Raw genomic sequence first — 21087 nt, 5'->3', positions numbered from 1 at the left:
AGCCCGCCTGATAGAGCGACAAAGTCCGCCTAAGCGACCTTCTTGACTGAACGAATAGTTGTCCATGAAATCGAATGCTCTGCCGTCAGCTTGAAGTGACGCTCGCACTCATAGCACGTATGCTCTTCCTGATAGGCGTCGTATGATTCGTCGGTGGATATTTCAGCTTTACACCACGGGCAGCGAGCTTCATCTTCGCGCCAAAAATCCATCTCATCATATTCATCATCAGGAACGATCCTTGATTCTGCCTCTGCTAGGCGCTTTTTGTTAATACGCTCTTGGCAATCATTACAACGCCACCCTCCACTACACCACCACACAGCGCCGCTGGTAGATTTCTCTGCGTTATCTCTATCTACTCCACAATCAACGCAGACATCATGTTTATCGCAGCGAACATAGTCCCAGTCCTTGGGGTTCCCATTGCAATGGCTACAGCCTTCAACCCAGTGCCACACACCATCAATTTCCTTTGAATACCAACTCCTTTCTGGTGGAGTGATTTCAAAATCGCACTCTTGGATGCACTTACCACCCTGAACAATTCTTTTTCCGAATTTCTGGACAAACCCACTTCTAACCCGCTCAATACAAGGGAAGAGGCGAGTGTCGTTAATAACACCGCGAATAATCTCCCCTTCAAATCTGTCGCCCATATCTCACCTCAAATTAACGAGCGGTAACGCTCTCAGATTTACGATAGCCCGCCCGATAGAGCGATAAAGGTCGCATAAGCAACCTTATGAAAAACTTGATTAATCATTGTTATGACCCAGAATGTAAATATCTAAAAGGTAATTACCGAAGAGGACTTATGTTGATTGATAAAAAGCTTACTTCCCCTATGTACCCAAACACAGAAATGAGTAATCGCTCAAAGAGAAATCATTGGTTCGTAAGAGAAAAGGGTAGTGACCAGCCAAATGATCAGTCATGGTACGACTGGTGGAAGTCCCGGTCTCTTGGTGAAGGAAAGAGTGGGCATATACCATGGCGGTCGACGTGCATAGCCAAAAATGTCCCCGATCCATTCAACCCCAAAATTTACTTTGAAGTTGAATTTAAAGCGCCAGATGGCAATTTATATAATTTAGAGTTCAATCTCGCTCCTCATGGTCCGAACAAATGACTTCCTGTTCCTTTAAATCAAAGGGATGCTCTTTCCCTTCATCTTCTGACGCCCAGAGCAGGTGATACCTATCTCTCTGGTTGGTTTGTTGTGCCACATGCGCTGATTGCGCTTATCTGACTGGTTGCGCAGCGCTTCGTGAACATCTGCAGCCTTAATAATCTGCGTGGCCATCTCGTTACGGATTGGCTCAGCCGCCTTCTGCACCCGGTCAACCTTACGGTTCAGCGTCAGCACCTGGCGCTGTGGCTTTGCGCTTACTCCCACTAACAGGGGGTTAGCAGCTTTCCATTCAGTTTGTTTAGCTGCGCGACGTTCGCGGCGACGTGCTTGTGAGTCCATACATCCTCCTGTCAGTGTGTTTTGGTGGTGTGGTGAATGTGGAATCGAACCACAGAATCCGCTGGTCTTTTCGCGTGAGTGATCAATTCACGCACCATCGATAAATTTTCAGGTGGCAGCGCCGCCAATCCCGATTACTTCACGATGCCTGCGAACCATTACCTGTTTCGCCACACCCCAAAACAAACTGTCTCGGTGTATTCGCCCTTCTTCAGGGCTATCTGTTAATGAGCGTTCACCGTCCTGGTGAGTAGTGCGTCCTGCCGATGGACTTAATTTAAGACAACTTAAATTTATCGTCAAGCTAGATTTAAAGAAAACTTAAATTTAATTGCCGGGGGTGCTTAAGTGCCATCTCGGTGGGCGTGTGGTAGGGTCGGTTGGTTAAAATTTCACATTTATGTGGCGATGATTGATGGAGAGCAGATTTTTTATGATGAAGCATGCAGGATGGTTGGATGGTCGGTTATGGCGAAGATATGTTGTGTGGCTAAGGGTGTTATGGAGTAGGGAATAAAAAAGCCCGCCCATAGGCAAGGGCGGGTAAGGGAGCAAAAGGTCTACAACAAGGTTGAGACATGTCGATCTCACAACTTATTCTAGGCGACGAACTGGATCACGCAAGAATATATTTTTTAAGAAAAAAATGGCAATTTCAGTGGAAAATGGCATTGGCGTGGGGTGTCATTAATGAGGTGTTTTTTGGGGGCGGTATAAAAAACCCGGCCGAGGTAGCCGGGTGGGAAACGTAGTTACAGCTTGCAGCGATGTCTCTGTCGCTTACTACATTTTGAGAATAGTCCATGTTACTAATTAGGCAACAAAAACCCGGCTCGGTGGCCGGGTTGAAATATATACGATTAGTTCCTGCCGTTAATTCTTTGGTTGTCGCGCAGTACATCAATCGCTGTCTGCATGGCGACCTTATTGTCTCTTCTTTTCTGTTTTCCTTGTGAGACTTGAAGATACTCAAGCAGTGTACGGGTATTAATTGGCCTTCCGGTTTTCCCTACCTCCAGTACAGCTGTACCGAGAATAATTTTTACAGGAGGGAGTTGGGCGGGGTACCAGTCGAGGGTGTCTTCAGATTTCATGGCAAATTTCTCTGGGACGGGCATTGTACCATGAAAAACCCGGCTCGGTGGCCGGGTTAATGGGTGTTTTTTGATGGAGCTTCCAACTGTGGAACTTGGATTATTATTGGTGGCTGAGTCTGGCTCTGCTGGTTCACTGGGACAGGATCTTTAAATGAGGACATAAGGCTTGGGATTGCAACAATAACAGCGATAATCACACCAAAAATAGCTAATTTTGTAGACATCCCAGATTGAATTCCGCTGATTGCAGTATTGATTCCAGTGATTTGGCCTTGTATTCCTTCAAACTTACCACTTAGGGACTTTACGTCGCCTTCAACACTATCCATCTTGCCATCAACTTTTGCTGATAGTGAGTTTATGGCAATTGTCAGCTGAGAGATTTGCGCATTGTTCTGCTCTCTCCATTCGGACATTTCTCTACGAATTCCAGAAGCAATAGCATCTACTTCAGCCTTGTTTGCCTTAAGCAGAGCATCCAATTCGCTTCTGGTGATATCTGACATTATACCCTCGGTTGCTTTTTCATCTTTGATATCATCATATGGTCTACTGCCATCATTTTCAAACCCAGAGGCAAAATCAGTTCCGGCAACGACCCTTAAGCTTGACCTTTGAAAATCCGTTGCAACAAGCATTTTGCTATCTTTACGATTATCGTTCATTCGCTTTCAACTGAAAAGAAAGTTGTTAAAACATGAAGTTCACTGTCCTCTGCATCACTATCTGTTAGTACGGACTTAACCTCATAGATCCCTCGAGCAACAATGTTAACTTTTCCCATTTCAACATTTAGCTGCCCGTCAATACTATCCTCATCCTTAGATTCTGGGGTGTCTATAAACATCTTCGCCGACTCACTGAATGGACTTTGAAGTTGGGCTTGTTCACCAACCTTTAGCTTCAGATGGATGGGGTTAATGAAAATCTTAAAATGGTACCGATGCCCAGCCTTCAGACCAACAAAGCCAATTCTGAAATTGATTTTTAGGTCTCCAGGGATTTTCTCAGCCTTAAACGATGTAATAGGCTTCACTAGTTCGTCATCATTGTTAAATGGTATGACGAAGGTGATTTTTTCGAAACCAGTCATTGCGACTCCAATTTTCCTTTAACAGCCGCATCTCTGCGGCCTCTTTACTCAAACGTCTCGTCAGGCTGTGGGGCTAGACTCTGCTTAAACGTAGCGCGTTACTGAGTGGGTGTAGATCACCCGACCCAACACCTTGAGATGCTGCTCGTTCTCTTCCCTGATCAGCCAGTCTGCATATTTCGGGTTGTCAGAGCGAACTAACAGGCCATCCGCGGTGAACTGTAGGCGCTTGACCATTAGAGAGCCTTTGAACTTAAAGACGTAGATGCCGTCACCGTCGAAGTAGTCTTTCGAGATATCAACGAAGATATTGTCACCGGTCTCGATGGTGCCTGACATGCTGTCACCGACAACAGTGATCACCCGCATGCTCTCAGCTGGGCGGTGACCGAAAATCTCCATAGCCTTGTCGTTTTCATAAATGATGCTGGAGATCGTCTCATCCACTTCATTGAACACCGCTATGCCATTTCCAGCGCTAGCCTTGGCATCCAAAACGGCCACGACATAGCTGTTAGGCTCAGCCTGGATCGTATAAACGGGCGGTTCCTGACCATCGTTTCGCTTTGGAAGCTCACCGTTGGTAAGCCATTCCGCACGAACCCCCAACGCTTTAGCAAGAAGCATCAGATTACCACCAGTTGGCTCAGTCTCTCCTCGCTCCCATTGAGAGACAGCAACGTATGAGACACCGACTAGTTTAGCCAGGCCTTTTTGGTTGTTGATTTTCAGTTCTTTTCGAGTCGCTTTGATGCGGTCGCCGATCGTTTCATTTTTCATAGTTAAGACATCTTAAATACAGTTGACTTAAGATTCCTTTAGTTCGATAATTTAAGTGTTCTTTAATTTCGGAGCGAGTCTATGTTCAAGAAAGAAGTAATTGACCACTTCGGAACCCAGCGAGCGGTAGCTAAAGCATTAGGTATTAGTGACGCCGCCGTTTCTCAGTGGAAACAGGTAATTCCTGAGAAAGACGCCTACCGACTGGAAGTCGTTACCGCTGGCGCCCTGAAGTACCAAGAAGCCGCATATCGCGCAGCAGCCTAAGCACTACCCCGCTCTTTACACATCCAGCCCTGAAGAAGGGCAGTAATCCAAAAGACTACAAATCTAAGTGGCGACCGCTACGGCTTCGTCACGTAACTAATTTATTAACCAAGGGAAGTATTACAAATGGAACACGCAAACACCCGCAAAACGCAAACAGTGTCTTTCATCGGTCGGCATCTGCTGTCAGCAGCTCACCAGGCTCTTAGTGTTACCCGTCAGACGGTAGTGGCCAAGCTGCTTAATGTTGCCGACTCAACGGTGCTGAGACGCACTGAAAAGTACCCGGAGATTATGGATCAGCTCGCCGCATGTGGCGTTGAGGATTTCGTGATGAAAGGGGAGAAGAAGATACCGATGGAGCAATACCGGTGGCTGATGACTGTAGCGATGGAATTCGCAAAGTTGCAGCTGGAAATCACAAAAGAAGAAGCCGGGCAGTGCGCGAACACTTTCCCGGCCTGACGTATGAAGTTTCACTGGATCAACATACAGGAGTAATTATGAGTTCTCTCTCACTGCATTACAAGTCGAAAGACAAAAACGGCACCGGCACCACGGTTAAGAAGACCTTCCTCGTTCCGCTGAATGAAATCTACGTTGAGCCCGGCTTTAACGTTCGCGAAATCGACCAGGTTCACGTTGAGGAATTCCGCGACGCCTTCATTGAGGGTGAATACGTGCCGCCTCTGGCCGTCCAGGTGACAGAGCAGGGCGTGAAAATCATCGACGGACACCACCGTTATCACGGCGCTTTACTGGCAACCGCCGCTGGCCACGAAATCCCTCGCCTTGAGTGTAAGGACTTCATCGGCTCTGACGCTGATCGCATTGCCTTCATGGTTACCAGCAGCCAGGGGAAGCCATTAACCCCACTGGAACGAGCAGCTGCATACCAGCGCCTGAGCAATCAGGGATGGGAAGCTTCTGAGATAGCCCGGAAGGTTAAGCGCTCCGTGGCTGATGTAGAGCATCACCTGCAGCTACTCACCTGTGGCGACACCCTGATCGAGATGGTTCGCACTGGCGAGGTATCAGCAACCACTGCTGTTGCTTTATCGCGTGAGCATGGTTCTCAGGCATCCACGGTGGCGGCCGAGAAAATGACCGAAGCGAAAGCGGCCGGCAAGAAGAAACTGACCCGTAATGCGGCAATGCCGAAATTCAGCTCTGCCAAGGCCATGGCGTTCATTCAGGCGATAGCTGATGCAGATACTGAGGTTTTAATTCCGCAACCGGCTGAAGCTATCCTGGCTGAATATCGCGAGTTTATGAAGAAAGCAGGGTGGGAGGATTCATGAATACAGCAGAGGTAATCAGATTCCCCGGGCCGGAGCCGGGTAGCAACGAACCGGTGATTGCCGGTAAGGGGTTTGCTTTGATCCACCGTCAATTCATGGACAGCAAGCTATACAAGGACTCGCAAGCGGTTCACCTGTGGTTACACCTCATCCTCAAAGCAAATCACTCCAGCGAGCTCGTAGAGACCGATATCGGGCAGTTGGAAGTTAAGCGTGGGGAGATGATAACTGGCAGGCCAACGCTGGTAAGCGAGACGTTTATTCCGGACAACAAAGTGAAGAGCTTACTCAGGACTTTCGAGGCAAAAGGGATGATTGAAATAAGCTCAAAAGGGAGGAAGTTCAGTGTGATTTCCATCCTGAAATATGACGATTTTCAGTCTCAAATTTGTCCAACGAATGTCCAACAGATGTCCAACGCAAACGCCAGTGTTAATGCGGCTCTCAGCGATGTTTGTCCAAGCGATGTCCAGCGTTTGTCCATAAACAATAATATATTAAATACTAACGTATTTAATACTCGTCCGGGAATTTCACTTCCTGCTGTTCAGCAAGATAAGTTTGTAAGGCCAGATGCCGCCATTCAAACACCGAAAGGCGACAAGTGGGGAACTGCTGACGACCTTCGCGCCGCCGAGTGGATGTTCGATACCGTATTGACCATTGCCCCTTCTGCCAGAAAACCAAACTTCACCGCCTGGGCAAATGACATTCGCCTGATGAGAGAGCGAGACGATCGCACTCACAAGGACATGTGCTCCCTGTTCCGCTGGGCAACCCAGGATTCATTCTGGAAAGGCAATGTGCTTTGCCCAGCAACGCTGCGTGAAAAGTGGGTGCAGCTGGAGATTAAGCGCGGCAAGCAGCAGGATGGGGGTGCTGGAGGCGGCAGGCCATCGCTGGACTTCAACAACACTGATTGGGCTCAGGGGTTAACGCTATGAAAAACGTTGTCACTGCAATCCGAAATCGTGATGGCCAGACGCTGCAGCAGATTTACGGCGCTGATAAGCCAAAGCAGCAGGTTCCTGAACAAGCCATTACGGTTTTCAATTCCCTGTTCAAAGAGCTAAAGGCTGCCTTTCCGGCGCTGATGGCCACAATCAAGGAGCAGGACGATCTGAACCAGCTCCGCAGGCAATGGGTTTTGGCGTTCGCTGAAAACGGAATTGTCAGCATGGCGCAGGTCGAAGCAGGGATGAAGATCGCCAGACAGCAGGAAACACCATTTCTGCCGTCACCAGGGCAGTTCATCGCCTGGTGCAAGCAAGCAGCCATTGTCGCCAATGGTCTCCCTGATGAATCAGAGCTCTTTGACATGGTGATGGACTACAGCGCCCGTCGCGGTCTGTACGCCTCTCCTGAGACTTTTCCGTGGTCGAGTAATGCATCGTACTGGATGGTGACAAAACTCTACTCACAGATGCGCTCATTGAACCTGACAGAGTCAGAGCTGAGAAAGCATTGCACGACTGAGTTGAGGGCTATGTCGCGCCGGATTGATGCTGGAGAGGCAATTCCCGCACCGGTGGTGCAGATTCCAAAATTACACATCCCAATGAGCAACGAGAAAGGCCTCGATAAAATTGCCGAACTCCGCGCAAAGCTGGGCATGCCGAAGAGGGATAAATCATGATCATTGAACCAAGCCAACCAGAAACCACTCTGCCATATCGCGTATGGATGGCTATCAAAGACAATCCACAGTGCCGGTTGCATAGCGTGGCCAGGTTGCTTGGTATGGAGCCAAAAGCAGTCTCATCGGTGTTCTCTAAGCTGTGGCAGACCGGAAAGATTATCCGCACTGGTGAGCGGAGCAATTACCTCTACACAGTATCTCCTGACGCCACTCCCCCGGCTAAATACGGTCGCGGGCCATACAAAACCTCAGACAAGATCGGTGTCACCTGCAGGCTGAAGTTCGTCAAATCGACCGCCGGCAACACCATATTCGACGAGTGCCGCCAGAACTGGCAGGGCTATCAGATTAACAAGATGCTTGAAGGAGTGAGGCTGTGATCGATTTAGCGTTTCGAGCAATGAAATTTGCGATGGATAAGCACAAGGACCAGCGCAGAAAGTACACCAATAACCCATACACCGATCACCTGGCAGAGGTTGCTGGTATCGTTTCGGCTGTGCTGCTTCATGAAGTCGCGATTGCCTGTGCATGGCTTCACGATGTGGTCGAAGACCTGGGGGTTACGGAAAAGGAACTGAGAAGTGAATTCGGGGCAGCAGTCGCTCGTGGTGTCATGGCGCTGTCTGATTTGGAAGAAGGGAATCGGGCTGAGCGTAAGAGACTGAGCCGCGAGCGGCTGTCTCAAGCGGAGTCATGGGTGCAAACCATCAAAGTCGCAGACCTCATCAGCAACACCTCCAGCATCGTTGAGCACGACCCGAAGTTCGCGGTTACGTACCTCGAAGAGAAGCGACTGCTGCTTGATGTACTAACAGAAGCTGACCCAAGGCTACTGGCTATCGCAAGGGAGCAGGTGGGAGACAAACCATGAACCCCTACACCGCTGAACTATTATCCGGGCTGCTGACCATCATCGCAGCCTTTTTTATTTGTGCTGCCGGGAGGAAAGAGAAGTGAAAGTGAAAATGACGGCTGATTGGACTGATAAAGACGGGTACCCAAAGGAAGGTGATGTGCTCGAAGTGAGCGATGTTGTTTACGACTACGGTGAAGTTGATTATTTCGAGTGCAAGTGGCGCGGCGAGCCAATTGCCGTTTATCCGTATGAATGTGAAGTTATCAACTAACCGGCCACGGCCTTACTGGAGGGGATATGGAAGCAAGAGTGGATATAAACAGGCGTCATGATGTAGAGGCCGAGCTTCACCGAATGGAATTCGTCATAAAACTCGACACTGGCCGTGAAATAACCGTCACCATGACCGCTGAGGACTTCTTACTCGCAATGACGGGGCGCAGCGAGCTTCCGGCGCAGGTCAGGACACGAAACGTAACAATCTCTGCGACAGAGAAAAAAACAAAGCCGAAAAAGGCGTAACGGAGGGGATATGGAAAGTAAATCAAGAGAGCAGTTTGAAGCGTGGTTCAAATCGGAAATTATCGAAAAGTCTGATTTTGAATTTGCCGATTTTGACGAAGAGGAAGGCGAATACATTATCCACGAGGATGATGATGTTGAGCTTTATCTGAACATTCAGGCAATGCTGATGGCATGGCAGGCCAGCAGAGCAGCGCTCGTTGTTGAGCTTCCAGGGTGGTTTGTGAGCGAAGCCATCGCTGTTTACGACAGAGACAAAATCGAAGAAGCAATGGAAGCAGCAGGCATAACCGTTAAAGGAGAAGGGGGTGAGTGAGAAAACAGTAACGCTCACAAAGCGGCAGTACCGCAAACTATGTGACGCACTGATAAACACAGTGAACATGGGGCAGCAACTTTTGCTTATTAGTACTGACGGTTGTGAGCGCTCAGACAAAGCGTTTTATCAGGCGCAGCTGATGCGTTCAGCAATCGAACAGCAGCTTAAAGAGGCCGCTAAAATTTGAGGTAACCAATGCAAATCGACCTGGTTAAACACCCAGGCGGCGTATTCTCTCCAGCGCATGAAACAGACCTAGAAAGACTCCAGCGATTCAAGAACGGCGAAACCTACACCGCCGAGATAAAGCTAACCCGCCGACCGGCATTTCACCGAAAGATGTTCGCCTTCTTCAACTTCTGCTTTGCGCACTGGAGCGCCGAAAGGACGCCCCTGGCCAACGCAGATGAAGCTACTCAGTTTGATCGATTCAGGAAGGACTTAACCATCCTGGCGGGATTCTATGAGCAAACGATGAGGCTTAACGGTGACATCAGGACGGAGGCCAAGAGTCTGGCTTACGCGAACATGGACGCTGACGAGTTCGAGCGTTGTTATAAGTCGATGATTAACGCCGCCATAAAACACGTATTCGCCGGCACTAAAGACCAGCGGACCCTCAACCAACTACAGAGCTACTTCTGAGGAGAGCATGCATAAAACATGGTTCATACACCACGACCTCACCACCGAAGAAGCAGACGAACTAATCCACCGCTACACCCTCCGCAACGTTCAAACCGAAAAGACACTAAGCGCCGATCCGAGATACTGGAACGTAGCCGCTTTGCTGCCTGAGGGAAGGACAGAGCCGAGAGCAGACAAAACATATCAGCAGAGGTGCTGGGAATGACGGCTTACTACAACGAGATAGACCCTTACGCCGCAGAGTGGCTGCGGAACCTGATCGCTGGCGGTCATATCGCCCCGGGCGAAGTCGACGAAAGGAGCATTGAAGATGTTACACCAAACGATTTGCGAGGATTTACCCAGTGTCACTTCTTCGCCGGAATTGGAGTCTGGAGTTACGCATTACGACAAGCTGGATGGTCAGACGATAGACCAGTCTGGACAGGAAGTTGCCCATGCCAACCTTTCAGCTCGGCAGGCAAAGGAGCTGGGTTTGCTGACGAGAGACACCTCTGGCCATCGTGGAGTTGGCTCATTAAACAGTGTCGTCCTTCAACGATTTTTGGAGAGCAGGTTCGTACAGCTTTTAAAAACGGATGGTTTGATAAAGTGGCAAATGACATGGAAATGGCTGGTTACGCCATCGGGGCGCAAAATATACCTGGTGGCACTGTCGGCTCCCAGCATAAGCGAGACCGGCTTTACTTCGTGGCCTACTCCAACCAAGACGCAAGCGGGTGGAACTCCAGAGCAGTTCATGGCGAGGAAGGTAAGATCATTCGGAGCCAGAAATCCAAAGGTAACGGATTTGGGTTTGGCAGTGAGATATCACTACGCGGGAATGATGGGATGGACAGGAAAGTCCCTCAATCCTGCCTTCCCCTGCTGGTTGATGGGTCTGCCACCGTGCTGGCACAAAACAGCGCCTACGGAAACGCCATCATTTCTCAGGCGGCAACGAAATTTATAGAAGTTTTCATGGAGTGCCAGCCATGCTAACCCCATCTGAAACCACATCATACGAACGCAACAGCAACACAGCAGCTGGTCTATGTGCTGGTTGTGCCAGGGTGCTTGATGATGACGAAGTGCACTGCTGTAACGAGTGCGCGAGTGATGCGTACATTGAAACCGGGAAGAAGGGAGTGAATAGCAATGGGTGAATTAAGAGTGGGTGGGCTGGCGGTGATTATCCAAAGCCGCATTCAAGAAAATATCGGCGCGACAGTGCGGCTGTTAAAAAATCTAGGTGTAGTCAGTGGGGTAACTGAAAATATAGAGTTTGAGGCATGGCAAGTGGAATCTTGCTCTGGGGGAAATCTAAAAGGTTATCTTCCCGGTGGGTTGGTTATTAAGACACCAGTGGTTAACTGCCCCGCAAAATGGCTTATGCCCATCGACGGAGAAGACTTCAGCCACGAAGACGAGCATGAGAAGGAGTTGACGCATGGCTAACCTCCGAAAAGAAGCGCGCGGCCGTGAATGCATGGTGCGTATTCCGGGCGTGTGTAACGGCAACAGCGAAACGGTAATTCTTGCCCACCTTCGGATGGCAGGATTAACCGGTGTCGGCATGAAGGCGGATGACCTGTTTGGCGCGTGGTGTTGCTCAGCTTGTCACGATGCGATAGACCGACGAAACCGTACCGTTGATGCTGAATATGCTCACACGCTGCATCTGGAGGGCATTATCCGCACCCAGGCAGCACTGATATCGGAGGGCAAGCTGAAAGCATGAATACCTATCATCTGAAACTACCCTGGCCGCCCAGCAACAATCGCTACTGGCGTCACTCCCGAGGGAGGCACTTTATCAGCGACTGGGGCAAGCGGTACCGAAAAGAAGTAATCGAAATCATCCAGGCAGCAAAGTTAGATATCAACATCACACCCCGCATCAGAATCACCATCCACGCAGCACCACCCGACAACCGCAAACGCGATTTGGACAATCTACCCAAAGCCGTTTTTGACGCACTCACCAGTGCGGGCTTCTGGCTGGATGACGGCCAGATTGACGACATGCGGATTAAGCGCTGTCAGCGACACAAGGGCGGCATGCTGTGGCTTGTGATGCATGAGATTGACGGGGAATTACCGGTAATTACAGAGTTAATGGAGAGCGCAGCATGAGTGTTCAAAACACACTGGCACTACTCAACTGGTATCGGCAAAAGCATGTTCAGGCAGTAAGGACTCCATCTGGAATCGTTCTGATGGGAGCCAGAAACCTGAAGCCGGAAGAAAAGAAAACTCTCCTGGCAATCCCTCAAAGCGATTTAGACGCAGCGTTAAGGTGGCAGCAATGAGCGTAATCGACATCAACACAGTGAAGATTCAGCGTCAGATTGACGAGAGGCAGAGAGAGGCCATCGATTCCCAGATTAAGCAAGTTGAAGGGCTTATGGTCTTTCTGCTGAGCCAGCGGGAAAAGCTGGACGAGCGACTCGGCTTAAACAAACCTGATGGGGGCGATGCCGCATGATTCCACTGGATATGCTGATGGTCGGCATTTTCTTCACGTTTTTTACGTGCTGGTTTATCAAAAACTACATCCGCTACAAGCGTCAGCGTGAGTCATGGAATGTCATTTGGAAAGGCATAAAGTTCAGCCGGAAGTATCGCGCGCTCAAATCGCTTTTACGGGAGGATGCATAGTGAACCTTGAAAACGGACTCAAATACCACTTCGCCAAGACATCACAATGGAGCGATTCTCCGCGAGCAACCGAAACTGACAGCCTGACAGGAACGGATGTTATGGCAGCGCAGGGGATGGTGCAAAGCAGAGCGCCTTTGGGATTCTCGGCTTTTATGGGGAAAATGGGTGTCAGTAGCAATGACCGTGAGAAAGCTATTGAACTACTGACACAACATGCACTTGATAACTGCGACAAGGTTCCAGCACTTCGGAAACTTAGCCCTGATATTAAACCAGCAGTAATGCAAATCCTCGCAATTTACGCATATGCGGATTATTCCCGCAGCGCGGCCAGCACGAGGGAGTGTGATTGCTGCAGCGGCACCGGGTTTGTTGACGCGGAAGTGTTCACGATGAAAACCTCTGGATGGGGTCGGCGTGAAATCAAAGAGACTACCAGGTTAATCTGCCATAAGTGCAAAGGGAAGAAAGTAATCAGCACCGCCTGCCGTGACTGCAAGGGGCGCGGGAAAGCTCTCAACGAAAAGGAAACTAAGCGGCAAGGAGTTCCGGTGATGGGCGACTGCAAGCAGTGCGGCGGGTCAGGCTACTCGCGCATCCCGTCAACTGAGGTTCATGCAGCCGTATGTGACATAACGGATGGCATCTCACTCGACACCTGGAAGAAGAGTGTGAAGTCATTCTATGACAGCCTGTCTACTGAGCTGGATATTCAGGAGTCAAACGCCGACAGGATGCTGAAGAAAGCCACTGCATAGCGAAAGATAAAATAGCTCACAAAATTTTAGTGGGCTATTTACTTTTCCCGAAGTCAGGGATAAACTTCCTAACAGTGGTAATTCCGCTTGTTGTTAAGTGCTCAGGATGAGAGAGGCGGCTCCTGAGTTACCGATTCCGCCTAGTTGGTCACTTCGGCTTAGGCCTGGTACTCCAACCAAGCTGGCTGAGAGGTCAGAAGTGGGGAGGTTAAATGCCTCGCGATTACGGGTCGAAAGATTCCGTTGATGGCCCCGGCAGAGATGCAGGGGCTTTTTTATTGGCTTAAAGCTGCCCGAATTGGTGGCTTGTTCTTCTTTGAAAAGGCGATAACTATGCGCATTCCTACAACTCAAGAGCTGGAGAAAGGAATGCAAATAAATTACTCAACCATCCTTGATAAGAAGCGCCAGATGGAAGGCAAAGCGGCAGCAAGAAGGCACCGATTGCAGCAGGATGCTATTGGCCTTATGGATGTTCTCACGAAGTCTTTAGAGCTGCCCTCTGATTATGAGTTTGATCTGGATAATCGGCGATTAAAGTTCATTGAAACTTACGTCACCAATCAGTCTGTTCTTTACGAAAAAAGACCTGCATCTTCACTGCCTACTGATGGGGCGCACGTAATGCGTTTCTCCATTGGGCTTATGGTAAACAATGCCACAACCGGCGGTGAGTGGATCTATGTTCCGGTAGAAATGTGGTACGAGGGAGGCGAGCTAGTTCTGGTTGCTGGGAAGAATCGTTCTTCTCTCCGCATTCACGGTTTAGAGGCAGGCTCTGGCAGGTTCAATGAATCTGCATCTCTGATTAAATCAGCTTTTATAGACCAGCTTAACGACCCCAACCTTTAAGCTTAAAGAATATGAATAGCCTCGGCATAGTCCGGGGCTTTTTTTGTTTGTGCTCATCCCAAATCCCGGAACACCCTCTATCCCCTCGTAGCGCATCGCGGTAACGGGGTGAGCGCAAACCAAAAACACTTAGCGCAATGCGCATTCACTTTTCCTTTCAAACAAACACACAGCACAGCCCTTAACCGGGAGGTGAAGAGTATGTATCGCATGGACAAACTATCAACCGCAATATCCTACGGGGCTTCCGGGACCGGCGTTGTCTTCTGGTTTAACAGGCTTCTGAACAGTCATTCGCCTGAGGAATGGGCAGCCATAGGCGTTATCGGCAGCTTGTTCTTTGCGTTGCTTACCTGGCTAACCAGTCTCTATTTCAAAATCAAAGAAGACAGGCGAAAAGCTGCCCGAGGTGAGTGAAGATGAATCCAGCATTGAGAAAGGCGATTGCTGGCGTATCTGGCGCTGGCGCAATTGCCATTGCTACAGTCATGCTCTCCGGCAATGGTGGCCTTGAGGGTAGAGAGTACGTTGCCTACAAGGACGTGGTCGGCGTCCTCACGGTTTGCGACGGTCATACCGGCAAAGACATCATCCCCGGAAAGCGCTACACGGACAAAGAGTGCGACGCGCTGACTAAGGCAGACCTGACGCGCATTGCGAAACAGGTTGATCCTGCCATTAAAGTGCCGACAACAGAAACTCAACGAGCCGCCATCTACTCATTCGCATACAACGTTGGCGCAACCGCGACAATCAATTCCACGCTGATGAAAAAGCTAAACGCTAAAGACTATGCCGGTGCTTGTGATGAGCTGCGGCGCTGGACTTATGCCGGTGGCAGGCAATGGAAAGGGTTGATTAACCGTCGCGAGGTTGAACGCGAGGTCTGCACCTGGAGCCAGAAATGAACCGCGCAACGTTAATCGTCGTCGCCGTCGTAGCCGCCATCCTGTTTGGCCTGTGCTGGTCTGTCGATCACTATCGTTCAAACGCTATCGCATACAAAGAGCAGCGTGATAAAGCACTGGCCACTATCACCGATATGCAGCTACGACAGCGTGATGCCGCCGCACTGGATGCCAAATACACAGGAGAGCTTGCGGATGCAAAAGAAACCATTGAGCGTTTGCATAGCGATGTCGTTGCTGGCCGTAAGCGGCTGCAGCTCAACGCCACCTGCTCAAATAACGCCACCACAACCGGCAGCCTGGGCGATGCTTCCACCGCCAGACCTACTGACTCCGCTGAACGGGATTATTTCACTCTCCGACAGCGAATCGAAACAGTGACCGGTCAGGTTAACTACCTGCAGGACTACATCAGACAGCAATGCCTCAGATAACGAAGCCTCGGCATAGACCGGGGCTTTTTTATATCCGCAGTAAACCAAACGCGCGTCGCAGCGCATATCAATCCCGAGTCTTTCAGAAAGCTGAGCCTGAGAACTGCCGTATATGGTGGCGACCATCTCGGGGCGGCTTTTCTGTGCGAACAGGCTCATCTTTCTAAAAGGTAATCGCCATGAACTACCCAACAGTTGTTAACGGATTCGATTTCCGTGAGTTGATCTTTCTTTGCGGCAAAGAGTCTTCTACCGACACCTTCAAGGTAGCCAAGGCATTTGGCAAAGGTCATAAGGATGTAATGCGCAAGACAAGAAACGTAATCAAGTCCTGCTCTCCAGAATTCGCAGAGCGCAATTTTGCGCTTTGCCATGAAAACAATGAGTTACAGAACGGAAAGCCGCAGCCCTTTTATCGAATGACGAGAAATGGCTGGACGATGCTTGTATTCAGCTTCACTGGTTCAGCGGCGTTCGCTTTCAAGGAGGCGTATATAGCTGCTTTTGACTGGATGGCAGAAATTATCGCCAAAGGAAAGGACAGCCTGGAAGCCGAGCGAAACGCTGTCATGCTCGAATACATGAAAGAGAAGGATGTTGCCAGCATGTCCGGCCGTCTTCTCAATCGCTGGGGCAAGGTCAAAAAAGCCTGCGTTGCTGGCGAGAATTGAACGCATTGAACAGCGCGGGCAGATAACTCTTCCTGGCATCAGCGGTGTATTGCCAAAGTAATTCCCCCGACAAGGAACAGATTGCTAAACCCCAATAAGGCGGTGATCACAATCTTGCTGGCGGGTAAGCCGCAAGTGACATAGCCACTGCGTGAAGCAGTAGCGAACGTTGCGCACCAGTTTCACCACAGCGCCACCCCGTCGCAGTCTCTCCATCTCAACTAAGACCATGCCGCCATAGCGGGCTCCTTACATGCGAGTGGATGGAGTTAATCAGTAACGGGTTACACCGGGTTTCCGCACAAGCGGGTTATCCCTCATTGGCAGTCAACCTGAACTGCGGTGGATGAATCAGGAAAACACTCAACTAACACAGAGGTGAATCATGTCAGTGCAAGGTAGCAACAACCCAAGCAAGTTCCGCGAAGAGTGGGACAAAGCAACTGAAGGTAAGTGATTTATAAAGCTCTGCAAAGGTCGTCATATTGATGGCCTTGACAGAGTTTTATGTAAGTTTCGGACATTGGATGTCTCATGAATTACCGGGAAAGTATTCACCAAGGCAGAGAATTATTCCGAAATGACCAAATACAAAGTAACAGTCCAGAAAAAAGACGGCGTTATCTACGAAGGCCTGATGGCTGTCAAAGAGCCTCAAATCGTTAACGGTCTCTACGCCATCGCAGACGAAAACGGCGGCTGGCGATACATCCAGCGCGATGAGGTCAGCGAGATTCGATTTACTCCGGTAACTGACGAAGTGAAGGAAGAGCCGAAAGAGCCTGACGCTAAGCCGGTTGATGAAGCCAAGCCTGAGGCCGGGTCCGAAACAGAGCCGAAACCGGAAGAAGAGAAACCTGAGCCCGAAGAGGCCAGCGAAGAGGAATAAGTAATGGCAGGTCTGACAATTAAGCAAGAGGCTTTCTGTCAGGCATACATCGAAACGGGTAATGCTTCTGAGGCTTATCGGTCGGCGTATGCTGCTGACAAGATGAAGCCTGAGGCAGTACATGTGCAAGCCAGCAAGCTGCAGGATAACCCTAAGGTAGCCCTAAGGATTAAAGAGCTGCAGGGTGAAATCAAACAGCGCCACAACGTCACCGTGGATTCACTGCTCGCTGAGCTTGAAGAGGCCAGGCAGAAAGCGCTGAGCGCGGAGACACCGCAATCATCAGCGGCTGTTGCCGCCACGATGGGCAAAGCTAAACTGGTTGGGCTCGATAAGCAGATTGTCGATCACACCTCATCAGATGGCAGCATGGCGACAAAGCCCACCGTTATTCAGCTTCTCCCTGTTGAGCCTAAATCATGAGTGACGCTGTTCAGCTTCCGATCCCCGCAAAGCTTGCCCCGCTGTTCACCGCTGTGAATAAACGTTATCGCTGCTCACACGGCGGGCGTGGCTCTGCAAAGACTCGCACCTTCGCCATGATGACGGCTGTAAAAGCGTACCAGTCGATGATGAACGGCGAGGCCGGGGTGATACTCTGCGCTCGTGAGTTTATGAACTCGCTGGAAGAGTCGAGCATGCAGGAAGTGAAGCAAGCAATCCTGGGCGTTCCGTGGCTGGCGGCTCACTTCGATATTGGCGAGAAATACATTCGCACAATCGACAAGAGCGTGAGCTACGTTTTCGCCGGTCTGCGTCATAACCTGGACAGCATCAAGTCAAAGGCTCGCATCCTGCTATGCTGGGTTGATGAGGCCGAGTCGGTAAGCGAGACAGCCTGGCAGAAGCTCAGCCCTACGGTTCGTGAAGAAGGCTCCGAGATATGGGTGACATGGAACCCTGAGAGAGACGGCAGCGCTACTGATAAGCGATTCCGCAAAGAGGCCGGTGACGACTGCATTACTGTCGAGATGAACTACACCGACAACCCGTGGTTTCCTGATGTGCTGGATGGTGAGCGCCTTAACGACCAGCGGCGACTCGATCCTGCAACATACTCCTGGGTGTGGGAAGGGGCTTATCTCGAAAACTCCGATAAGCAGGTGCTGTCTGGTAAATACTGCGTGTCTGGATTCTCTGATGACCTCTGGAAAGAAGCAGATCGTCTATTCTTCGGAGCCGACTTCGGTTTCGCAAAAGACCCGAACACGCTGACCCGTAGCTTTATTATCGGGAATACGCTCTACGTCGAATATGAGGCTTACGGCCTGCAAACCGAACTCGACCACATGCCAGAGCTGTACGACACAATTCCGGGCTCGCGTGATTGGCCTATCAAGGCAGATTCCGCACGACCAGAAACCATCAGCTACCTGAAGCGGCAGGGCTTCAAAATATCGGCCGCTGAGAAATGGCAGGGAAGCGTAGAGGATGGCATCGCACACCTTCGCGGTTTCGATGAGATAGTCATTCACCCTCGCTGCAAGAATGTAGCGAAAGAAGCGCGGCTATGGTCTTACAAAACTGACCGTATAACCGGCGAGGTGCTGCCTAAGCTTGCCGATGGCAATGAGCACTGCTGGGACGGAATCAGGTACTCGCTGGACGGCCACATTAAGCGCAAGGCTCAAGTTATGGGAATGATGATTCCTAAGCGCCTGCAAGGCAGATAAACCCCACCAAACGGACACAGCATGAACCAAAACCTACAACTCGCAGTGAATCACGCTATCAGTGATGCACGGCTCGCTCGTGCCCGTGAGATGCTGCTAACCCCATCAATGGGGCTTGATGCTAAACGCGCATCGGCATGGTGCGAATACGGATTCAAAGACGACTTAACATTCAATGACCTGTACAAACTCTACCGCCGTGGCGGCATTGCCCACGGTGCGGTAGAGAAGCTCATCGGCAACTGCTGGAAGTCTAACCCGCAGGTGATCGAGGGCGATAGTCAGGACGACGCGAAGAAAGAAACGCCATGGGAGCGGAAGCTCAAGCCGGTGCTGAATCACCGATTCTGGCGAGTGTTCGCAGAGGCTGACCGCCGCCGCCTGGTGGGTCGCTATGCAGGGCTGCTGCTGCACGTCAAGGATAACCAGACGTGGAACCTTGAGGCACAGAAAGGCAGGGGGCTGGAGAAGATTACTGCTGCATGGGCTGGCTCTCTGACGGTTTCCGAATGGGATACCGGCCTTAACTCTCCAACCTACGGCCAGCCTAAGCAGTGGCAGTACACAGAACAGTTACCGAATGGCTCAACTCGCCGGGTATTCATCCACCCAAGCCGGGTATTCATCGTGGGCGACTACACCTCTGACGCTATTGGCTTCCTTGAGCCAGCCTATAACGCCTTTGTCAGTCTGGAGAAGGTGGAGGGCGGTTCAGGTGAGTCATTCCTGAAGAACGCGGCTCGGCAGTTGAATATCAACTTCGAGAAGGATATCGACTTCAATAACCTCGCCTCAATGTATGGGGTGCCAGTTGATGAGCTTCAGGCCAGGTTCGACGAGGTTGCAGTAGAGGTTAACCGGGGGAATGACACCACCCTGACAACTCAGGGCGCAAGCGTCACGCCTCTGGTTACTCAGGTTGCCGACCCATCGCCGACATATAACGTCAACCTGCAGACCGCTGCCGCCGCGCTCGACATCCCTACCAAAATCATGGTTGGCATGCAGACCGGCGAGCGGGCCAGCACGGAAGACCAGCGATATTTCAACGCCCGCTGTCAGTCCAGACGCGAAGACCTGTCGCTGGAAATCGGCGACTTTGTGCAGAAGCTCATCGACCTGAAGGTTATCGACGATGTTTCGGAAAGCGCCGTTATCTGGGATGACCTTAACGCGCAGACTGACACGGAGAAACTGGATGCCGCATACAAGATGGCTCAAATCAACAGCACTATGCAGGCGTCAGGCGAGCAGCCATTTACTGGCGATGAGATTCGTACCGCTGCCGGCTATGAAGGTACGCAACCGCCACTAGGTGAGGACGATGACGACGAGGAAGAAGAAACCTAAACCGGCGATTCTTCCCGGTAACCTTGCCGACCCGACAGGGGTAGACAGGCTAGAGCGCGGCGCGATGAATGAATTCGCAAAGCGTGTAAAGAAAGCCAGTCAGGCATATATCGACGCACTAAACCGCATTCCCGCATCTCCCGCAGTAAACAAGAAATACACCTTCCAGCTAGACCAGGGGCTATTAACGATGCTTCTCAATAACGCTCAGTCGTTAGTTGAGGAAATCATGCTTCAGGGTGGTGAGTTCAATCTCTGGTTCTTTGATGGCTACGTTAAGCCGTCATATCAGCGCGGCACGGCTCAGGAGTTTGCCAACTTATCGCAGCAGTCTGATGTGTACGCAGCCGGACAGAACAGCATCGCAGACATCCTGCTGAGTGATGTGTATCAGCGCCGACTGGTGCTGCTCAGGGCTCGTGAGTTCGAAGAGATGAAAGGGCTATCCGCCGGAATCGTGGCTGATATGTCACGCATCCTGACCAATGGCATTGCTCGTGGGTTGCCGCCGTCAGAGGTGGCTAAGTCACTAACCCAGCAAACCGGCATCGAGAAGCGCCGCGCAAACCGGGTGGCTCGCACTGAGATAACCAATGCGCTCAGGCAGGCAAGGATGGATGAAGCGGATCAGGCAGAGGATGAATTCGGCCTGAAGACAAAGCAGCTTCACATTTCAGCGCTGAGCCCGACCACTCGACACAGCCATGCAGCGCGACACGCAAAGCTATTCACTGCGGACGAGCAGAGAGATTGGTGGTCACGGGATGGAAATTCAATCAACTGCAAATGCTCCACTGTTTCGGTGCTGGTCGACGATGACGGCAAGCCGGTATCTGACACGCCAATTAAACGTGCCAAAGAGGCATTCGAAAACATATCAGCCCGTGGCTACCAGTGGGCTAAGGGTTAA

Annotated in this window: 32 protein-coding genes and 1 pseudogene; 27 read left to right on the top strand and 6 right to left on the bottom strand. The window is 50.7% G+C overall.

Annotated features, from left to right (window positions below; translation table 11 throughout):
- Positions 1-29 precede the first annotated feature (29 nt).
- The 6 genes from EL098_RS10400 to EL098_RS10370 all read right to left on the bottom strand — a co-directional run bounded on the left by EL098_RS10400 (position 30) and on the right by EL098_RS10370 (position 4444).
- Positions 30-659 carry a hypothetical protein gene (locus tag EL098_RS10400; RefSeq protein WP_126356150.1) on the bottom strand — a complete coding sequence of 210 codons (630 nt, stop codon included), beginning with the start codon at positions 657-659 and terminating at the stop codon, positions 30-32.
- A gap of 485 nt (positions 660-1144) precedes the next feature.
- On the bottom strand, positions 1145-1474 hold the full coding sequence (locus EL098_RS10390) for an antitermination protein N (protein ID WP_126356148.1): 330 nt from the start codon (positions 1472-1474) through the stop codon (positions 1145-1147).
- A gap of 860 nt (positions 1475-2334) precedes the next feature.
- Positions 2335-2568, bottom strand: a complete 234-nt coding sequence (locus tag EL098_RS10385) for a hypothetical protein (RefSeq protein ID WP_126356147.1) — start codon at positions 2566-2568, stop codon at positions 2335-2337.
- Between the two features lie 56 nt (positions 2569-2624).
- A complete protein-coding gene (locus tag EL098_RS10380) occupies positions 2625-3236 on the bottom strand; it encodes a hypothetical protein (protein WP_126356146.1) in 612 nt (203 codons plus the stop codon).
- A complete protein-coding gene (locus EL098_RS10375) occupies positions 3233-3664 on the bottom strand; it encodes a hypothetical protein (RefSeq protein ID WP_126356145.1) in 432 nt (143 codons plus the stop codon). Before EL098_RS10375 ends, EL098_RS10380 begins: the two co-directional genes overlap by 4 nt.
- An 84-nt stretch (positions 3665-3748) precedes the next feature.
- A complete protein-coding gene (locus EL098_RS10370; RefSeq protein ID WP_126356144.1) occupies positions 3749-4444 on the bottom strand; it encodes a S24 family peptidase in 696 nt (231 codons plus the stop codon).
- Between the two features lie 81 nt (positions 4445-4525).
- Between EL098_RS10370 and EL098_RS10365 the strand changes: the two genes are divergently transcribed.
- The 27 genes and pseudogenes from EL098_RS10365 (at position 4526) to EL098_RS10220 (ending at position 21087) form a co-directional block, all read left to right on the top strand.
- Positions 4526-4711: a Cro/CI family transcriptional regulator gene (locus EL098_RS10365; RefSeq protein ID WP_126356143.1), complete on the top strand. Its 186-nt coding sequence runs from the start codon at positions 4526-4528 to the stop codon at positions 4709-4711.
- A 126-nt stretch (positions 4712-4837) separates the two neighbouring features.
- On the top strand, positions 4838-5176 hold the full coding sequence (locus EL098_RS10360; protein ID WP_126356142.1) for a hypothetical protein: 339 nt from the start codon (positions 4838-4840) through the stop codon (positions 5174-5176).
- Positions 5177-5214: 38 nt separating this feature from the next.
- A complete protein-coding gene (locus EL098_RS10355; RefSeq protein ID WP_126356141.1) occupies positions 5215-6012 on the top strand; it encodes a ParB/RepB/Spo0J family partition protein in 798 nt (265 codons plus the stop codon).
- Positions 6013-6026: 14 nt separating this feature from the next.
- Positions 6027-6956, top strand: coding sequence for a replication protein (locus tag EL098_RS23470; protein WP_408609124.1), 930 nt, complete (start codon positions 6027-6029; stop codon positions 6954-6956).
- On the top strand, positions 6953-7648 hold the full coding sequence (locus tag EL098_RS10340) for a replication protein P (RefSeq protein WP_126356140.1): 696 nt from the start codon (positions 6953-6955) through the stop codon (positions 7646-7648). The genes EL098_RS23470 and EL098_RS10340 overlap by 4 nt, the downstream gene beginning before the upstream one ends.
- Positions 7645-8031, top strand: a complete 387-nt coding sequence (locus EL098_RS10335; RefSeq protein WP_126356139.1) for a hypothetical protein — start codon at positions 7645-7647, stop codon at positions 8029-8031. Before EL098_RS10340 ends, EL098_RS10335 begins: the two co-directional genes overlap by 4 nt.
- Entirely contained in the window at positions 8028-8525 is a 498-nt protein-coding gene (locus EL098_RS10330) for an HD domain-containing protein (protein ID WP_197718551.1), read from the top strand. Before EL098_RS10335 ends, EL098_RS10330 begins: the two co-directional genes overlap by 4 nt.
- Positions 8526-8807: 282 nt before the next feature.
- The gene (locus EL098_RS10325) at positions 8808-9032 is read left to right on the top strand and encodes a hypothetical protein (protein ID WP_126356138.1); all 225 of its coding nucleotides are present in this window, start codon (positions 8808-8810) and stop codon (positions 9030-9032) included.
- 10 nt (positions 9033-9042) lie between these two features.
- Positions 9043-9348: a hypothetical protein gene (locus EL098_RS10320; RefSeq protein ID WP_126356137.1), complete on the top strand. Its 306-nt coding sequence runs from the start codon at positions 9043-9045 to the stop codon at positions 9346-9348.
- The gene (locus EL098_RS10315; protein WP_126356136.1) at positions 9341-9538 is read left to right on the top strand and encodes a hypothetical protein; all 198 of its coding nucleotides are present in this window, start codon (positions 9341-9343) and stop codon (positions 9536-9538) included. Before EL098_RS10320 ends, EL098_RS10315 begins: the two co-directional genes overlap by 8 nt.
- An 8-nt stretch (positions 9539-9546) precedes the next feature.
- On the top strand, positions 9547-9996 hold the full coding sequence (locus EL098_RS10310) for a DUF1367 family protein (RefSeq protein ID WP_126356135.1): 450 nt from the start codon (positions 9547-9549) through the stop codon (positions 9994-9996).
- 204 nt (positions 9997-10200) lie between these two features.
- Complete coding sequence (locus EL098_RS10300) at positions 10201-10980, top strand: DNA cytosine methyltransferase (RefSeq protein WP_126356133.1); 780 nt, start codon at positions 10201-10203, stop codon at positions 10978-10980.
- Positions 10981-11136: 156 nt separating this feature from the next.
- Positions 11137-11436 carry a hypothetical protein gene (locus tag EL098_RS10290; RefSeq protein ID WP_126356131.1) on the top strand — a complete coding sequence of 100 codons (300 nt, stop codon included), beginning with the start codon at positions 11137-11139 and terminating at the stop codon, positions 11434-11436.
- Entirely contained in the window at positions 11429-11719 is a 291-nt protein-coding gene (locus EL098_RS10285; RefSeq protein ID WP_126356130.1) for a DUF1364 domain-containing protein, read from the top strand. Before EL098_RS10290 ends, EL098_RS10285 begins: the two co-directional genes overlap by 8 nt.
- Positions 11716-12114, top strand: a complete 399-nt coding sequence (gene rusA, locus EL098_RS10280) for a crossover junction endodeoxyribonuclease RusA (RefSeq protein WP_126356129.1) — start codon at positions 11716-11718, stop codon at positions 12112-12114. The genes EL098_RS10285 and rusA overlap by 4 nt, the downstream gene beginning before the upstream one ends.
- A 172-nt stretch (positions 12115-12286) precedes the next feature.
- The gene (locus EL098_RS10275) at positions 12287-12466 is read left to right on the top strand and encodes a hypothetical protein (protein WP_126356128.1); all 180 of its coding nucleotides are present in this window, start codon (positions 12287-12289) and stop codon (positions 12464-12466) included.
- Positions 12467-12638: 172 nt separating this feature from the next.
- Positions 12639-13400 carry an antitermination protein gene (locus EL098_RS10270; RefSeq protein WP_126356127.1) on the top strand — a complete coding sequence of 254 codons (762 nt, stop codon included), beginning with the start codon at positions 12639-12641 and terminating at the stop codon, positions 13398-13400.
- A 246-nt stretch (positions 13401-13646) separates the two neighbouring features.
- On the top strand, positions 13647-14252 hold the full coding sequence (locus EL098_RS10265) for a hypothetical protein (RefSeq protein ID WP_126356126.1): 606 nt from the start codon (positions 13647-13649) through the stop codon (positions 14250-14252).
- 201 nt (positions 14253-14453) lie between these two features.
- Positions 14454-14669 carry a class II holin family protein gene (locus EL098_RS10260; RefSeq protein WP_126356125.1) on the top strand — a complete coding sequence of 72 codons (216 nt, stop codon included), beginning with the start codon at positions 14454-14456 and terminating at the stop codon, positions 14667-14669.
- A gap of 2 nt (positions 14670-14671) precedes the next feature.
- On the top strand, positions 14672-15160 hold the full coding sequence (locus EL098_RS10255) for a lysozyme (RefSeq protein ID WP_126356124.1): 489 nt from the start codon (positions 14672-14674) through the stop codon (positions 15158-15160).
- On the top strand, positions 15157-15594 hold the full coding sequence (locus tag EL098_RS23660) for a lysis protein (RefSeq protein WP_126356123.1): 438 nt from the start codon (positions 15157-15159) through the stop codon (positions 15592-15594). Before EL098_RS10255 ends, EL098_RS23660 begins: the two co-directional genes overlap by 4 nt.
- Before the next feature lie 179 nt (positions 15595-15773).
- A pseudogene (locus EL098_RS10245) lies at positions 15774-16326 on the top strand (Rha family transcriptional regulator).
- 519 nt (positions 16327-16845) lie between these two features.
- Positions 16846-17154 carry a hypothetical protein gene (locus EL098_RS23450; protein WP_232012391.1) on the top strand — a complete coding sequence of 103 codons (309 nt, stop codon included), beginning with the start codon at positions 16846-16848 and terminating at the stop codon, positions 17152-17154.
- 3 nt (positions 17155-17157) lie between these two features.
- Positions 17158-17577: a terminase small subunit gene (locus tag EL098_RS10235; RefSeq protein WP_126356122.1), complete on the top strand. Its 420-nt coding sequence runs from the start codon at positions 17158-17160 to the stop codon at positions 17575-17577.
- Positions 17574-18827: a PBSX family phage terminase large subunit gene (locus EL098_RS10230; protein ID WP_126356121.1), complete on the top strand. Its 1254-nt coding sequence runs from the start codon at positions 17574-17576 to the stop codon at positions 18825-18827. The genes EL098_RS10235 and EL098_RS10230 overlap by 4 nt, the downstream gene beginning before the upstream one ends.
- Before the next feature lie 21 nt (positions 18828-18848).
- Positions 18849-20177: an anti-CBASS protein Acb1 family protein gene (locus tag EL098_RS10225; protein ID WP_126356120.1), complete on the top strand. Its 1329-nt coding sequence runs from the start codon at positions 18849-18851 to the stop codon at positions 20175-20177.
- Positions 20152-21087, top strand: a complete 936-nt coding sequence (locus tag EL098_RS10220; protein ID WP_126356119.1) for a phage head morphogenesis protein — start codon at positions 20152-20154, stop codon at positions 21085-21087. The genes EL098_RS10225 and EL098_RS10220 overlap by 26 nt, the downstream gene beginning before the upstream one ends.

The sequence above is a fragment of the Cedecea lapagei genome (genome assembly GCF_900635955.1).
GTDB classification, from domain to species: domain Bacteria; phylum Pseudomonadota; class Gammaproteobacteria; order Enterobacterales; family Enterobacteriaceae; genus Cedecea; species Cedecea lapagei.
This window is presented reverse-complemented; position numbering and strand designations above follow the sequence as displayed.

What these genes read in the sequence shown, in the direction of transcription:
- EL098_RS10400 (WP_126356150.1), bottom strand. Translation starts at nt 659, where the DNA reads ATGGGCGACAGATTTGAAGGGGAGATTATTCGCGGTGTTATTAACGAC.
- EL098_RS10390 (WP_126356148.1), bottom strand. Translation starts at nt 1,474, where the DNA reads ATGGACTCACAAGCACGTCGCCGCGAACGTCGCGCAGCTAAACAAACT.
- EL098_RS10385 (WP_126356147.1), bottom strand. Translation starts at nt 2,568, where the DNA reads ATGAAATCTGAAGACACCCTCGACTGGTACCCCGCCCAACTCCCTCCT.
- EL098_RS10380 (WP_126356146.1), bottom strand. Translation starts at nt 3,236, where the DNA reads ATGAACGATAATCGTAAAGATAGCAAAATGCTTGTTGCAACGGATTTT.
- EL098_RS10375 (WP_126356145.1), bottom strand. Translation starts at nt 3,664, where the DNA reads ATGACTGGTTTCGAAAAAATCACCTTCGTCATACCATTTAACAATGAT.
- EL098_RS10370 (WP_126356144.1), bottom strand. Translation starts at nt 4,444, where the DNA reads ATGAAAAATGAAACGATCGGCGACCGCATCAAAGCGACTCGAAAAGAA.
- EL098_RS10365 (WP_126356143.1), top strand. Translation starts at nt 4,526, where the DNA reads ATGTTCAAGAAAGAAGTAATTGACCACTTCGGAACCCAGCGAGCGGTA.
- EL098_RS10360 (WP_126356142.1), top strand. Translation starts at nt 4,838, where the DNA reads ATGGAACACGCAAACACCCGCAAAACGCAAACAGTGTCTTTCATCGGT.
- EL098_RS10355 (WP_126356141.1), top strand. Translation starts at nt 5,215, where the DNA reads ATGAGTTCTCTCTCACTGCATTACAAGTCGAAAGACAAAAACGGCACC.
- EL098_RS10340 (WP_126356140.1), top strand. Translation starts at nt 6,953, where the DNA reads ATGAAAAACGTTGTCACTGCAATCCGAAATCGTGATGGCCAGACGCTG.
- EL098_RS10335 (WP_126356139.1), top strand. Translation starts at nt 7,645, where the DNA reads ATGATCATTGAACCAAGCCAACCAGAAACCACTCTGCCATATCGCGTA.
- EL098_RS10325 (WP_126356138.1), top strand. Translation starts at nt 8,808, where the DNA reads ATGGAAGCAAGAGTGGATATAAACAGGCGTCATGATGTAGAGGCCGAG.
- EL098_RS10320 (WP_126356137.1), top strand. Translation starts at nt 9,043, where the DNA reads ATGGAAAGTAAATCAAGAGAGCAGTTTGAAGCGTGGTTCAAATCGGAA.
- EL098_RS10310 (WP_126356135.1), top strand. Translation starts at nt 9,547, where the DNA reads ATGCAAATCGACCTGGTTAAACACCCAGGCGGCGTATTCTCTCCAGCG.
- EL098_RS10300 (WP_126356133.1), top strand. Translation starts at nt 10,201, where the DNA reads ATGACGGCTTACTACAACGAGATAGACCCTTACGCCGCAGAGTGGCTG.
- EL098_RS10290 (WP_126356131.1), top strand. Translation starts at nt 11,137, where the DNA reads ATGGGTGAATTAAGAGTGGGTGGGCTGGCGGTGATTATCCAAAGCCGC.
- EL098_RS10285 (WP_126356130.1), top strand. Translation starts at nt 11,429, where the DNA reads ATGGCTAACCTCCGAAAAGAAGCGCGCGGCCGTGAATGCATGGTGCGT.
- rusA (WP_126356129.1), top strand. Translation starts at nt 11,716, where the DNA reads ATGAATACCTATCATCTGAAACTACCCTGGCCGCCCAGCAACAATCGC.
- EL098_RS10275 (WP_126356128.1), top strand. Translation starts at nt 12,287, where the DNA reads ATGAGCGTAATCGACATCAACACAGTGAAGATTCAGCGTCAGATTGAC.
- EL098_RS10265 (WP_126356126.1), top strand. Translation starts at nt 13,647, where the DNA reads ATGGCCCCGGCAGAGATGCAGGGGCTTTTTTATTGGCTTAAAGCTGCC.
- EL098_RS10260 (WP_126356125.1), top strand. Translation starts at nt 14,454, where the DNA reads ATGTATCGCATGGACAAACTATCAACCGCAATATCCTACGGGGCTTCC.
- EL098_RS10255 (WP_126356124.1), top strand. Translation starts at nt 14,672, where the DNA reads ATGAATCCAGCATTGAGAAAGGCGATTGCTGGCGTATCTGGCGCTGGC.
- EL098_RS23660 (WP_126356123.1), top strand. Translation starts at nt 15,157, where the DNA reads ATGAACCGCGCAACGTTAATCGTCGTCGCCGTCGTAGCCGCCATCCTG.
- EL098_RS23450 (WP_232012391.1), top strand. Translation starts at nt 16,846, where the DNA reads ATGACCAAATACAAAGTAACAGTCCAGAAAAAAGACGGCGTTATCTAC.
- EL098_RS10235 (WP_126356122.1), top strand. Translation starts at nt 17,158, where the DNA reads ATGGCAGGTCTGACAATTAAGCAAGAGGCTTTCTGTCAGGCATACATC.
- EL098_RS10230 (WP_126356121.1), top strand. Translation starts at nt 17,574, where the DNA reads ATGAGTGACGCTGTTCAGCTTCCGATCCCCGCAAAGCTTGCCCCGCTG.
- EL098_RS10225 (WP_126356120.1), top strand. Translation starts at nt 18,849, where the DNA reads ATGAACCAAAACCTACAACTCGCAGTGAATCACGCTATCAGTGATGCA.
- EL098_RS10220 (WP_126356119.1), top strand. Translation starts at nt 20,152, where the DNA reads ATGACGACGAGGAAGAAGAAACCTAAACCGGCGATTCTTCCCGGTAAC.